We start from the raw sequence: 12,279 nt of genomic DNA on the forward strand, positions 1-12,279 counted from the left end.
GCACGGGCGCGCGGCGATTTCGCGGCCGTGGCGGCGGCGCGGTCACGCCGTGCGGCTGGCCGGCGCTGCGATCGGCTCGGTGCGATAGGCCTCGGCGGCGACCGCATGGGCCTGCCAGAACACGCTCTCCAGCCCGGCGTCGACCGGGCCGCAGGCCTCGACGACCGCCGCCGCCCAGGCGACGTAGTCGGCGAGCCGGGCGAGGTCCCAGCCCTTCGGTGGCGTGCGGACGAGGGCGCGCAGGTTGGAGGTCTTGTCGGCGAGCTTGATCAGCTTGGCGTCGCGCGGCAGGCCGGGGGCGTGCTGGATCTGCCGCCACTTGCGCACGTCCTTGGACTGCGTCTTGTCGTCGGTGACGTGCATCACCAGCGTCGCGACGCGGGCGCCGAACTCGGCGGTGATATCGGCCTCGGTGACGCCGACGTCCTCGACCGTGTCGTGGAGGAGGGCGGCGATCGCCACCTCGACGTCGCCGGGCTCGTCGGCATGGAGGACGAGCTCCGCCACCTCGAGCAGGTGGTTGACGTAGGGCTCGGCGTCGATGCCCTTGCGCTGCTGGTCCTTGTGGGCCGCCGCCGCCCAATGGGCGGCATGGGCCAGCCGCGCGAGCGGCGTGAGAGGGCGCCCGGCGCGATCCGGGCTCGTCGGCGACGGCGTCATGGGATAAGTCTCGACGAACGACAATTTGTTATGGTGCAGTGCAACATGATGAACCGTTCCGCCGTTTTCCGCAACCGTCGTTTCCCGTAGGCCAGAACGTCGCATGTGCCACCTCTGCCGGATCCCACTTCGATACGCCGCCCCCGACGAGCGCTCCGCCGCCGCGGAGGGCTCCGGTGCGGGCGAGGGGGCGTCGCCGAGGGCCGAGCCGTTGCCGCCGCTCGCGGCGTCGTGGCGGCGGCCGCACGTGCTCATCGCGCGGTTGATGGTCCGGGCCTATCGGCTGACCTTCTCGGCCTTCATGGGCCGCACCTGCCGCTATTTTCCGACCTGTTCGGAATACACGGAGGAGGCGATCGCCCGTTTCGGCCTGTGGGCCGGGTTCTGGATCGGGCTGTCGCGGATCCTGAGATGTCACCCCTGGGGGCCGAACGGCTGGGACCCGGTTCCGACCGTGTTGCCGCCCGAATCCCGCTGGTATAGACCGTGGCGCTACGGCCGCTGGACCGGCCGTCACATCACGACGCGGCTCTGAGGCCCGCGTCCCATCGTACCACCCCCTCGCTTACCCGGGCTCGTATCCGGGAGTGAGCCTCGAGGAGAGAAGAAGCATGATCTCGATCACCTTCCCCGACGGCGCGTCGCGCCAGTTCGAGCCGGGCGTCACCGGCCTCCAGATCGCCGAATCGATCGCCAAGTCGCTGGCCAAGAAGTGCCTGGCGATGGTCGTCGACGGCGTCGAGACCGACCTCGCCGACCCGATTTCCCGCGATGCGACGCTGCGCTTCGTCACCAAGGACGATCGCGCCGAGGCGCTCGAGCTGATCCGCCACGATGCCGCGCACGTCATGGCCGAAGCGGTGCAGGAGCTCTTCCCCGGCACGCAGGTGACCATCGGCCCGTCGATCGAGAACGGCTTCTATTACGACTTCTACCGGGTCGACGATCAGGGGGCGCCGAAGCCCTTCACCGTCGACGATCTGCCGGCGATCGAAACCAAGATGCGCGAGATCATCGCCCGCAACGCCCCCTTCACCAAGGAGGTGCTGCCGCGCGAGGCCGCCAAGGCGCGCTTCGCCGCGCTGGGCGAGAAATTCAAGGTCGAGCTGATCGACGCCATCCCCGGCAACGAGGACATCAAGATCTACAGCCAGGGTGGGTGGTTCGACCTCTGCCGCGGCCCGCATCTGCCCTCGACCGGCCTGATCGGCACCTCCTTCAAGCTGATGAAGGTGGCCGGCGCCTATTGGCGCGGCGATGCCAACAACCCGATGCTGTCGCGCATCTACGGCACGGCGTGGCTGAACGACAAGGACCTGCAGTCCTACCTCACCATGCTGGAGGAAGCCGAGAAGCGCGACCATCGCCGGCTCGGCCGCGAGATGGATCTCTTCCACTTCCAGGAGGAGGGGCCGGGCGTCGTCTTCTGGCACGCCAAGGGCTGGTCGCTGTTCCAGAGCCTCACCGCCTACATGCGCCGCCGCCTCGCCGAGGACTATCAGGAGGTCAACGCGCCTCAGGTCCTCGACAAGTCGCTTTGGGAGACCTCGGGTCACTGGGGCTGGTACCAGGAGAGCATGTTCGCGGTGAAGTCGGCCTATGCCTTCACCCACGAGGACGACCCGGAAGCCGACGCGCGCGTCTTCGCGCTGAAGCCGATGAACTGTCCCGGCCACATGCAGATCTTCAAGCACGGCTTGAAGTCCTACCGTGAACTGCCGATGCGGCTTGCGGAATTCGGCATGGTGCATCGCTACGAGGCGTCGGGCGCCATGCACGGTCTGATGCGCGTGCGCGGCTTCACCCAGGACGACGCGCACATCTTCTGCACCGACGACCAGATGGCCGACGAGTGCATGAAGATCAACGACCTGATCCTCTCGGTCTATTCCGACTTCGGCTTCGACGAGATCGTCGTCAAGCTGTCGACCCGGCCGGAGAAGCGCGTCGGTTCGGACGCCCTGTGGGATCGCGCCGAGACGGTGATGACCGAGGTGCTGAAGACCATCGAGGCGCAGTCGGGCGGCCGCATCAAGACCGGCATCAACCCGGGCGAGGGCGCGTTCTACGGTCCGAAGTTCGAATACACCCTGCGCGACGCCATCGGCCGCGAGTGGCAGTGCGGCACCACGCAGGTCGACTTCAACCTGCCGGAGCGCTTCGGCGCCTTCTACGTCGACGCCGACGGTTCGAAGAAGGAACCGGTGATGATCCATCGCGCCATCTGCGGCTCGATGGAGCGCTTCCTCGGCATCCTGATCGAGAACTACGCTGGTCACTTCCCGCTGTGGCTGGCGCCGACGCAGGTCGTCGTCACCACCATCACCTCCGATGCCGACGCCTACGCGGCCGAGGTGCACAGGAAGCTGCGCAAGGCCGGCTTCCGCGCCGAGGTCGATCTCAGGAACGAGAAGATCAACTACAAGGTCCGCGAGCACAGCCTCGCCAAGGTCCCGGTCATCCTCGTCTGCGGCAAGCGCGAGGCGGAAGAGGGCACCGTCGCGGTGCGCCGTCTCGGCAGCCAGGCCAACACCGTGAAGTCGCTCGTCGACGTCATCGCCGAGCTGAGGGAAGAGGCGACCCCGCCGGACGTCAAGCGCGAGCGCGACGTCGCGTGAGAAAGACCGCGTCAAGCGCGAGCGCGACGCCGCGTGAGGCGCGAGCGGATCTGAAATGCGGAAGGGCGCCGAGAGGCGCCCTTTTTCGTTCGCGTCACCTTTCGCCGGGGCTGTCCCGTGCCTCGAGCGGAGGTCCTTCATCCTGAGGTGCCCGGCGAAGCCGGGCCTCGAAGGGCGAAGGGCCGAGTGGCACGTCCGTCGTGAGTCTCTGGTCGGACGAGGCTCGCCCCTTAGCATGAAGCCGAACAGGCGGAGATGTGGCGCGAGAGGTGCGCCTTCATCACGCCCCCCGCTCGGCCTCGATCTGCTCGATCGCCTCGACGGTCGCGTCGAATGGAAGCAGGGTCGAGGTGTGGCGGGCCTTGTAGTCGCGCACCGGCTCGAGCAGGGCGAGGTCGGCGAAGCGGCCGGTGGGCACCGGGCCGTTCTCCTTCAGCATGGCGGAGAGTGCGTCGCGCGCCGCGCGGATCTCGGCCGTCGTCGCGCCGATCACGTGGCGGGCGAGGATCGAGGCGGAGGACTGGCCGAGCGCGCAGGCCTTGACCTCGTGGGCGTAGTCGACGACCCGGTCACCGTCGAGGACGAGATCGACGGTGATCTTCGAGCCGCACAGGCGCGAATGGCGCGAGGCGGTGGCCTGTGGCGCGGGAAGCCGTCCGATGCGCGGGATGTCGAGGGCGAGGGCCAGGATCTGCTTGTTGTAGACGTCGTCGATCATGAAAGTCCCTGCCTCGTCGTCCGCCCCCGCACCGAGCGGGTGGCTGGTCCGCGTTCATCGAACGGACCATCGTGAAAAACCGTCGCAGCCCGCCCCTGTCGAAAGGCGGAAGTTTCATTATATAGTCCGAAACGGTGGTCGTGGCAGGATGTCCAATCGGGGCCTCTGCCACGCGTCGGAGAGAATCCCCAGATCCGGTGATCCGGACAGAAGGCGGAACCGTAGATTTGGGTGAAGTGGTCCACCACAAGGAGATCGCATCCATGGATGCCGTCGTCGACGCCCGCCGCGAGGCGGGCTCCGCGAAGTTCGCGCCGGTCGCAAGGCCCAGCCGCGAAGACGCCGAAGCCGCAGTCAAGACCCTGCTCCTCTGGGCCGGAGACGATCCGGACCGCGAGGGCCTGGTCGATACGCCGAAACGGGTCGTGAAGGCCTTCGAGGAGCTCTACAAGGGCTACCGCGAAGATCCCGCCGACGTTCTCGACCGCGTGTTCGAGGAAGTCGAGGGCTACGGATCGATCGTGCTGGTGCGCGACATTCCGTTCCATTCCCACTGCGAGCACCACATGGTGCCCTTCGTCGGCAAGGCGCACATCGCCTATTACCCGAAGAACGGCGTCGTGGGGCTGTCCAAGCTCGCCCGCCTCGTCGACGTCTATGCCCGTCGCCTGCAGACGCAGGAGAGCCTGACGGCGCAGATCGTCGCCGCGATCGAGGAGCATCTCGATCCGCGCGGCGTCGCCATCATGATCGAGGCCGAGCACATGTGCATGTCGATGCGCGGCGTGCAGAAGGCCGGCGTCTCGACGCTGACGACCGAGTTCACCGGCGTCTTCAAGGAAGACTCGGCCGAACAGGCGCGCTTCATGATGATGGTGCGCGGCTCCGGTCGCTGACCGTTCGCAACCCCGCAGAATTCCCGAAGGCCGCGGAGCGATCCGCGGCCTTCGTCGTCTCGGGTCTCCCGGTCGGGCCTCAGCGGCCTTCCCAGGTCGGATGGCGCTTCTCGACGAAGGCGGAGATGCCTTCCTCGGCGTCGCGGGCGAGGAGGTTCTCGACCATGACGCGGGCGGCGTGGTCGTAGGCGTCCGCCAGCCCCATCTCGATCTGGTCGTAGAAGGCCTCCTTGCCGATCTTCAGCGTCAACGGCGACTTCGAGGCGATGATGCGGGCGAGCGCCTCGGTCTCCGCCGTCAGCGCCTCGGCGGCGACGACGCGGTTGACGAGGCCGATGCGGGCGGCCTCCTCGGCGCCGACCGGCGCACCGGTCAAGAGCATCTCCATCGCATTCTTGCGCGGCACGTTGCGCGACAGCGCCACCATCGGCGTCGAGCAGAAGAGGCCGATGTGGACGCCGGGCGTGGCGAACCTGGCGCCGGTCGCGGCGACCGCCAGATCGCAGGAGGCGACGAGCTGGCAGCCGGCGGCGGTGGCGACGCCCGCCACCTCGGCGATCACCGGCTTGGGGCAGCGGACGATCGCCTGCATCAGGCTCGCGCAGGTCTTCATCGTCTCCTCGAAGAAGGCGCGGCCGCGATCGGGGTTCGTCCGTGCCGCGGTGATCTCCTTCAGATCGTGGCCGGCGGAGAAGGCCGGGCCCTCGGCGGCCAGAATCACCACGCGGACGCGTCCGTCGGCCCCGGCATCGGCGATCGCCGCGGCGAGCGCCGTCATCATCCGCATCGACAGCGCGTTGCGGCGAGCGGCGTCGACGAGCGTGATCCGGCGCAGGCCGTCGGCATCGGCGATGGTGATCGGGGCGGTGACAGACATGGGCGATCCTCTCGTATAGGGCTTCTTCTTTTCGTACACGTCGGTCTATTCTAATCGATGAGACGAGCCGGTCGACCCGGACGGAGGTCGAGCCTCGAACAATCGAGCACCGAACAGGGGGAGGGGGGAATGACGACAGCCGCGACGCGGGCCGCACGACCGAAGGGCGTGATGAGCGCGACCGAGGTCGCCGCCTTCATCGAGCGCGAGTTCCCGCAGGTCGCCGACGGCGTCGGCAAGCTGACGATCGAGGAGGCCGACGGCGCCCACGCCCGCGTGCGGCTCGGCGTCGACGGGCGACATCTCAGGCCCGGTGGCACGGTGTCGGGGCCGACGCAGTTCTACCTCGCCGACGTCGCCGCCTTCATCGCGGTGCTGGTGGCGATCGGGCCGATCGGGCTCGCCGTCACCACCTCCGCCAACATCAACTTCCTGCGCAAGCCCACGCCCGCCGACCTCGTCGCCGAGACGAGGCTCCTCAAGCGCGGCAAGCGGCTGGTGGTGGTCGATTGCCTGATCTTCTCCGACGGCGAGGCCGAACCGGTCGCCCATGCGGTGCTCACCTACTCGATTCCGAAGAGCGATGATGCGGTATGATGTTACCATGATATGCGTATTATGATACCGCGCTAGGCAAGTCACGGAATTTATTGACGAATTTCTTCGCCCGCGATTTTCATTTCGCGAAAATCCGCTTGACCGACCGCATGACCTCGCTTATGAGGACACCCGAGGCGGCGGTCCGGAAGGGCCGCCCTCGTCTTTTACGGTTTCGGAGCGGGCGACTGGATCGCCGGTGCCGGGCCGATCGACCGGCACGAGGTAAGACAATGAAGACTTTCTCCGCCAAGCCGGCTGAGGTCGAAAAGAAGTGGGTGATCATCGACGCGAAGGGTCTCGTCGTCGGTCGCCTGGCTTCGCTGATCGCCATGCGTCTGCGTGGCAAGCACCTGCCGACCTTCACGCCGCACGTCGATCTCGGTGACAACGTCATCGTGATCAACGCCGACAAGGTGGTTTTCACCGGCAACAAGTACGAAGACAAGGTCTACTACTGGCACACCGGTTATCCGGGCGGCATCAAGGAGCGCACCGCGCGCAAGATCCTCGAGGGCCGTTTCCCGGAGCGCGTGCTGGAGAAGGCCGTGCAGCGCATGCTGCCGCGCGGGCCGCTCGCCCGTAAGCAGCTGACGCACCTCAAGATCTACGCTGGCGCCACGCATCCGCACGAGGCGCAGCAGCCGGCGGCGCTCGACGTCGCCGCTCTCAACCGCAAGAACGCGAGGGTCTGACAATGGCCGAGATTCAGTCCTTCGAGGAACTGGGCGCCGCCGTCGGTGCCGCCAAGGCCGAAGCCGTGGCCACTCCGGTCCACGAGCGCAAGGTCGATCAGTACGGCCGCGCCTATGCCACCGGCAAGCGCAAGGACGCGGTCGCCCGCGTCTGGCTGACCCGCGGCACCGGCAAGATCACCGTCGACGGCAAGGACTTCAGCGCCTACTTCGCGCGTCCGGTCCTCCAGATGCTGATCCTGCAGCCGATCCTCGCCGCCGATCGCGACGGCCAGTTCGACATCATCGCCACCTGCGAGGGCGGCGGTCTGTCGGGCCAGGCGGGCGCTCTGCGTCACGGCATCTCCAAGGCTCTGACCTATTTCGAGCCCGAGCTGCGCGCCGTCCTGAAGCCCTACGGCTTCCTCACCCGCGACAGCCGCGTGGTCGAGCGCAAGAAGTACGGCAAGCGCAAGGCTCGTCGTTCGTTCCAGTTCTCCAAGCGCTGATCGCGCGGACGAGTTCCGGATTTCGAAAGGGCGGCCTCCGGGCCGCCCTTTCTGCGTTTCGGGCTCGGTTCTTCCGCCTTTGCCGTCACAGGCACTTCAGATAGGCGTCGAAGACCCAGCCGAGCGGGGGACCGAGGGTTCCGTGCATGTCGGAATCGTGGATGTAGGCCCAGCTCTTGCCGGCGACCGTGGTGCGGGTGCGTACCGCCACCCAGACGCCGTTGGCGATGGTGCCGACGATCTTGCCGTTCGGATCGGCGCGCACGTTGAGTTGGGTGCCGGTCGGGTCGGAGACGACGCAGGTGCGGTCGAGTTTCTGGGCGGCGACGGGCAATGCGCCGGATGCCAGGACGGCGAAGGCGGCGAGAGCGAGCGTCGCACGGGCGAGGGCAGGGATCGACATGGGGCACGTCCTCCTGCGGTTCCGCGAGGTCGCGGAGCGAGCGCATGTCGGGGTCGCGCGCGAGGCGCGACCGACCGACGATCGAATGGTAGGGTGTGCGCCCCGCCGTCGTCCAGCCGGACGAGAGGCGGAGCGTAGGACGCGGTGGAGCGCGGAGAGACGAGACGATGGCTACCGGAACCGGTGATCCCCTTCGGCCGCGGCCGACCGACAATGCCGTGTTCGGCCCGCTCTCCGGCGGGGCGGCGGAGCCGACATACGGCGGCGTGCTCTCCTTCATGCGGCGGCGCTATTCGCGCGACCTCGAAGGCGTCGACGTCGCGATCCTCGGCATTCCCTTCGATGCCGCCGTCTCCAATCGGACGGGCTCGCGCTTCGGGCCGCAGGCGATCCGGCGGGCGTCCGCCATTCTCGACGGCGATCCGCAGTATCCGTTCCATTTCGACCCGTTCGAGGTGCTGAACGTCGTCGATCGCGGCGACGTGTCGTGGGACTACGCCCGGCCGTGGGAGGCGCACGACTGCATCCATGCGCAGGCGGCCGAGGTGGTCGTCTCGGGCGCCAAGCTGTTCTCGCTCGGCGGCGATCATTCCGTCACCTATCCGCTGCTCGTGGCGCACGCCGAGAAGCACGGGCCGCTCGCCATCGTCCATTTCGACGCCCATCAGGACACCTGGGGCGACGAGGGGCAGGCGGGGCCGGGGCACTGGACCGATCACGGCGCCTTCGTCCGGCGCGGCGTCGAGGCCGGCGTGATCGACGCGTCGCGCTCGATCCAGATCGGCATCCGCACGCATGCGCCGCGCGACTGCGGCCTCGAGATCGTCTGGAGCTACGAGCTCGAGACGCTGTCGATCGCCGACGTCGTCGCGCGGATCTACGCCCGCGTCGGCGACGCCAGGGCCTACATGACCTTCGACATCGACGCCCTCGACCCGGCCTTCGCGCCGGGGACGGGGACGCCGGTCGCCGGCGGGCTCACCTCGCGCGAGGCGCTGGCGATCCTGCGCGAACTCGGCCGCATCGACTTCGTCGGCGGCGACGTCGTCGAGGTGGCGCCACCCTACGACCACGCCGACCTCACGGCGATCGCCGGCGCGGCGGTCGCCCAGACCTGGCTCGGGCTCGAGGCGGAGAAGCGACGACGCTGACGGAAGGGCGGCCCCGCGCGGCCGCCGTCTTCCCCTCGTCGTCGAAATCCGTCATACGTCCCGACCAGTCTTCCGAGGATCGAATTCCCATGTCCGACACGATCAACGTCGCCATTCTGGGTGCGTCCGGCTACACCGGCGCCGAGCTGTTGCGGTTCCTGCTGAACCATCCGAAGGTCCGCATCGCCGCGCTCACCGCCGATCGCAAGGCCGGCACCACCATCGCCGAAGCCTTCCCGCAGTTCGTCGGCTGCGACCTGCCGCGCCTGATCACCATCGCCGAGGTGGACTGGGCGGGCGTCGATCTCGTCTTCTGCGCCCTGCCGCACGCCACCACCCAGGAGGTGCTGAAGGCGGTGCCGGCGCGGATCAAGATCGTCGATCTCTCCGCCGACTTCCGCCTCTCCGATCCGGCCGCCTACGAGTACTGGTACGGCCACGCCCATCAGGCGCTGGAGCTGCAGAAGGAAGCGGTCTACGGCATCACCGAGTTCGCTCGCGAGGCCGTCGCCGAGGCCCGTCTCGTCGCCAATCCGGGCTGCTACACCACGTGCTCCCAGCTGCCGGTGATCCCGCTGATCGAGGCGGGCGCGATCGATCCGGACGAGATCGTCATCGACGCCAAGTCGGGCGTCACCGGCGCCGGGCGTTCGCTGAAGGAAGCGAACCTCTATTGCGAGGTCGCCGACGGTTTCCATGCCTACGGCGTCGGCCATCACCGCCACATGGCGGAGCTCGAGGAGGGCTTCTCCCGCGCCGCCGGCCGGCCGGTCCTCTGCTCCTTCACGCCGCATCTGGTGCCGATGAACCGCGGCATGCTGGCGACCGTCTACGTCAAGCTCGTGGGCGGGGCGACGCCGCAGTCGATCTCCGAGATCCTCGAAAAGCGCTTCGCCGGCGAGACCTTCGTCAAGGTGCTGCCCTTCGGCACGGCGCCGCAGACCCGCCACGTGCGCGGCTCCAACCGGGCCTACATCGGCGTCTTCGCCGATCGGCGGCCGGGCCGGGCGATCGTCATGTGCGCCATCGACAATCTGGTGAAGGGCGCCTCGGGCCAGGCCATCCAGAACATGAACTGCATGATGGGCTGGCCGGAAGATCTCGGCATCGAGACGGTCGGCGTCTTCCCCTGATCGACCCACCTCTGCGCGACGTCATCGAAGGGCCGGCGGCGACGCCGGCCCTTCTTCGTCGCATGGCTGGACGCGATCCAATTCAATCGATACGACTTTCGTCGTAGACCGTTGGTCGATCGTGGAAAGCCGCAAGTCTCCAAGGGGTTTGCTCAATCCGTTGAAATTTCCCGAAGATTCGGCGCGCTGCCGTCGCATCTGTGGAAACCCGCAATTGAGACGTCGCCGTGCGCGCCGTATGGCGACTTCCCATGCGCGGCACGCGGAGCGGACATCTTGCTCTCGCATGCGTCGAGACGACCGACGAGGGTCGCGGGGACGCCGTCGCGGGGTGACGACCGAGAGGGGGAGACCTTCATGCAGATCCACATGCCCGATCACATCCTGCCGGAGATGCCGCAGGAGGTGCGCAAGAGCTGGCACCAGATCCTCTATGTCCAGGTGCTGATCGCGATCGTGCTCGGCGCGGTCGTCGGCTGGCTGTTCCCGGCCTTCGCCACCAACGAGTGGATCAAGGCGATGGGCGACGGCTTCATCAAGCTGATCAAGATGGTGATCGCGCCGATCATCTTCTGCACCGTGGTGTCGGGCATCGCGCACATCGACGACGCCAAGAAGGTCGGCCGCGTCGGCGTCAAGGCGCTGATCTACTTCGAGATCGTCTCGACCTTCGCGCTCGCCATCGGCCTCATCGTCGGCAACATCGTCGCTCCCGGCCACGGCTTCCACGGCCAGGGCAATGCCGCCGCGGTCGCCCAGTTCACCGCGCCGGAGAAGCAGCAGAAGTCGGTCGACTTCGTCATGAACATCATCCCGGACAGCGTCGTCGGCGCCTTCGCCAAGGGCGACGTGCTGCAGGTGCTGCTGTTCTCGATCCTCTTCGGCTTCGCGCTGATGATGCTCGGCGACAAGGGCAAGCCGGTGCGCACCCTGATCGACGACGTCGCGATGGGCGTGTTCGGTGTCATCGGCATCGTCATGAAGGCCGCCCCGATCGGCGCCTTCGGCGCCATGGCCTACACCATCGGCAAGTTCGGCCCGCAGGCGCTCGGCAATCTCGCCGGCCTGATCGCCACCTTCTATCTGACCGCCGCGCTGTTCGTCTTCCTGGTGCTCGGCACCATCGCCCGCATCGCCGGCTTCTCGATCTTCAAGTTCCTCGCCTACATCAAGGACGAGCTGCTGATCGTGCTCGGCACCTCCTCGTCGGAGAGCGCCCTGCCGCAGATCATGGCCAAGCTCCAGCGTGCCGGTTGCTCCAAGCCGGTCGTGGGTCTGGTGGTTCCGACGGGTTACTCGTTCAACCTCGACGGCACCAACATCTACATGACGCTCGCCACGCTGTTCATCAGCCAGGCGCTCGGCTTCGACCTGTCCTTCCAGCAGCAGCTGATCATCCTGGTCGTCGCCATGCTGACCTCGAAGGGTGCCTCGGGCATCACTGGCGCCGGCTTCGTGACGCTGGCCGCCACCCTCGCCGTCGTCGATCCGCGCCTCGTCCCGGGCATGGCGATCGTTCTCGGCATCGACAAGTTCATGTCGGAATGCCGCGCGCTCACCAACATCATCGGCAACGGCGTCGCCACCGTGGTCGTGGCCTGGTGGGAGGGCGAGCTCGATCGCGACAAGCTCCACGCCGCGCTGAACCCGACCAAGGCGGTCGCCGCCCCGGCCGGTGCCGACCAGACCGAGGCCGCTCCGGCGGAGTGATCGGTCGACCTTCTCCCGAGAAGACCTGCCCGCCCGGAGCGATCCGGGCGGGCTCTTTCGTTTCGGACTTCCGGAAACCCCGCGGACGTGGCATCCCTCGCGGCGGTTCGGTGCCCGCCCACGCGGGAGAATCGGGAACGCGGTGGAAGTCCGCGACGTGCCCAACACCGTGAAGGGGGACTGCTCCGACACCCCGCGAGGGGAGAGCCACCGGGCGACCGGGAAGGCGTCGGAGCGGGGTGATCCTCAGTCGGGAGACCGGCCGAGCCGAAGAGGTCCCAGCGTCTGGTCGGCGCCGGGTCGCGTCGACACGAGGGGATCATCGATGTCGCG

13 protein-coding genes and 1 riboswitch are annotated in these 12,279 nt (G+C 67.6%); of the genes, 9 read left to right on the forward strand and 4 right to left on the reverse strand.

The window, feature by feature from the left end; all coding sequences use genetic code 11:
- Positions 1–42 precede the first annotated feature (42 nt).
- Positions 43–660, reverse strand: coding sequence for an HD domain-containing protein (locus ACT541_RS09465; protein WP_476136260.1), 618 nt, complete (start codon positions 658–660; stop codon positions 43–45).
- A 211-nt stretch (positions 661–871) separates the two neighbouring features.
- Between ACT541_RS09465 and yidD the strand changes: the two genes are divergently transcribed.
- Both yidD and thrS read left to right on the forward strand, forming a co-directional pair.
- Entirely contained in the window at positions 872–1,195 is a 324-nt protein-coding gene (yidD, locus tag ACT541_RS09470; RefSeq protein ID WP_476136262.1) for a membrane protein insertion efficiency factor YidD, read from the forward strand.
- A 76-nt stretch (positions 1,196–1,271) separates the two neighbouring features.
- On the forward strand, positions 1,272–3,278 hold the full coding sequence (gene thrS / locus ACT541_RS09475) for a threonine--tRNA ligase (protein WP_476136264.1): 2,007 nt from the start codon (positions 1,272–1,274) through the stop codon (positions 3,276–3,278).
- Positions 3,279–3,558: 280 nt separating this feature from the next.
- On the opposite strand, the gene ACT541_RS09480 is transcribed toward thrS, so the two are convergent.
- Positions 3,559–3,996: an iron-sulfur cluster assembly scaffold protein gene (locus tag ACT541_RS09480; protein ID WP_476136266.1), complete on the reverse strand. Its 438-nt coding sequence runs from the start codon at positions 3,994–3,996 to the stop codon at positions 3,559–3,561.
- Between the two features lie 263 nt (positions 3,997–4,259).
- On the opposite strand from ACT541_RS09480, the gene folE reads away from it, so the two are divergent.
- Complete coding sequence (folE, locus tag ACT541_RS09485; protein ID WP_476136268.1) at positions 4,260–4,892, forward strand: GTP cyclohydrolase I FolE; 633 nt, start codon at positions 4,260–4,262, stop codon at positions 4,890–4,892.
- 79 nt (positions 4,893–4,971) lie between these two features.
- Here the strand turns inward: folE and ACT541_RS09490 are convergent, their stop codons facing one another.
- On the reverse strand, positions 4,972–5,769 hold the full coding sequence (locus ACT541_RS09490; RefSeq protein WP_476136269.1) for an enoyl-CoA hydratase: 798 nt from the start codon (positions 5,767–5,769) through the stop codon (positions 4,972–4,974).
- Between the two features lie 129 nt (positions 5,770–5,898).
- On the opposite strand from ACT541_RS09490, the gene ACT541_RS09495 reads away from it, so the two are divergent.
- The 3 genes from ACT541_RS09495 (at position 5,899) to rpsI (ending at position 7,549) form a co-directional block, all read left to right on the forward strand.
- Positions 5,899–6,366, forward strand: coding sequence for a PaaI family thioesterase (locus ACT541_RS09495; RefSeq protein ID WP_476136270.1), 468 nt, complete (start codon positions 5,899–5,901; stop codon positions 6,364–6,366).
- A gap of 233 nt (positions 6,367–6,599) precedes the next feature.
- Complete coding sequence (gene rplM / locus ACT541_RS09500) at positions 6,600–7,061, forward strand: 50S ribosomal protein L13 (RefSeq protein ID WP_476136271.1); 462 nt, start codon at positions 6,600–6,602, stop codon at positions 7,059–7,061.
- Between the two features lie 2 nt (positions 7,062–7,063).
- On the forward strand, positions 7,064–7,549 hold the full coding sequence (gene rpsI, locus ACT541_RS09505) for a 30S ribosomal protein S9 (protein WP_476136272.1): 486 nt from the start codon (positions 7,064–7,066) through the stop codon (positions 7,547–7,549).
- Positions 7,550–7,634: 85 nt separating this feature from the next.
- Here the strand turns inward: rpsI and ACT541_RS09510 are convergent, their stop codons facing one another.
- The gene (locus ACT541_RS09510) at positions 7,635–7,952 is read right to left on the reverse strand and encodes an SH3 domain-containing protein (protein WP_476136274.1); all 318 of its coding nucleotides are present in this window, start codon (positions 7,950–7,952) and stop codon (positions 7,635–7,637) included.
- 167 nt (positions 7,953–8,119) lie between these two features.
- Between ACT541_RS09510 and speB the strand changes: the two genes are divergently transcribed.
- From speB to ACT541_RS09525, 3 genes are all read left to right on the forward strand, one after another.
- Entirely contained in the window at positions 8,120–9,103 is a 984-nt protein-coding gene (gene speB / locus ACT541_RS09515; RefSeq protein WP_476136275.1) for an agmatinase, read from the forward strand.
- Between the two features lie 89 nt (positions 9,104–9,192).
- The gene (argC, locus tag ACT541_RS09520) at positions 9,193–10,236 is read left to right on the forward strand and encodes an N-acetyl-gamma-glutamyl-phosphate reductase (RefSeq protein ID WP_476136277.1); all 1,044 of its coding nucleotides are present in this window, start codon (positions 9,193–9,195) and stop codon (positions 10,234–10,236) included.
- Between the two features lie 369 nt (positions 10,237–10,605).
- Positions 10,606–11,946, forward strand: coding sequence for a dicarboxylate/amino acid:cation symporter (locus ACT541_RS09525; protein WP_476137512.1), 1,341 nt, complete (start codon positions 10,606–10,608; stop codon positions 11,944–11,946).
- A 91-nt stretch (positions 11,947–12,037) separates the two neighbouring features.
- Positions 12,038–12,227: riboswitch (cobalamin riboswitch) on the forward strand.
- Positions 12,228–12,279: the final 52 nt, after the last annotated feature.

The sequence above is a fragment of the Pinisolibacter sp. DMC100 genome (assembly GCF_056313705.1).

Excerpts from the sequence above, each read along its gene's own strand:
- ACT541_RS09465 (WP_476136260.1), bottom strand. The coding sequence starts at position 660 with ATGACGCCGTCGCCGACGAGCCCGGATCGCGCCGGGCGCCCTCTCACG.
- thrS (WP_476136264.1), top strand. The coding sequence starts at position 1,272 with ATGATCTCGATCACCTTCCCCGACGGCGCGTCGCGCCAGTTCGAGCCG.
- ACT541_RS09480 (WP_476136266.1), bottom strand. The coding sequence starts at position 3,996 with ATGATCGACGACGTCTACAACAAGCAGATCCTGGCCCTCGCCCTCGAC.
- folE (WP_476136268.1), top strand. The coding sequence starts at position 4,260 with ATGGATGCCGTCGTCGACGCCCGCCGCGAGGCGGGCTCCGCGAAGTTC.
- ACT541_RS09490 (WP_476136269.1), bottom strand. The coding sequence starts at position 5,769 with ATGTCTGTCACCGCCCCGATCACCATCGCCGATGCCGACGGCCTGCGC.
- ACT541_RS09495 (WP_476136270.1), top strand. The coding sequence starts at position 5,899 with ATGACGACAGCCGCGACGCGGGCCGCACGACCGAAGGGCGTGATGAGC.
- rplM (WP_476136271.1), top strand. The coding sequence starts at position 6,600 with ATGAAGACTTTCTCCGCCAAGCCGGCTGAGGTCGAAAAGAAGTGGGTG.
- rpsI (WP_476136272.1), top strand. The coding sequence starts at position 7,064 with ATGGCCGAGATTCAGTCCTTCGAGGAACTGGGCGCCGCCGTCGGTGCC.
- ACT541_RS09510 (WP_476136274.1), bottom strand. The coding sequence starts at position 7,952 with ATGTCGATCCCTGCCCTCGCCCGTGCGACGCTCGCTCTCGCCGCCTTC.
- speB (WP_476136275.1), top strand. The coding sequence starts at position 8,120 with ATGGCTACCGGAACCGGTGATCCCCTTCGGCCGCGGCCGACCGACAAT.
- argC (WP_476136277.1), top strand. The coding sequence starts at position 9,193 with ATGTCCGACACGATCAACGTCGCCATTCTGGGTGCGTCCGGCTACACC.
- ACT541_RS09525 (WP_476137512.1), top strand. The coding sequence starts at position 10,606 with ATGCCCGATCACATCCTGCCGGAGATGCCGCAGGAGGTGCGCAAGAGC.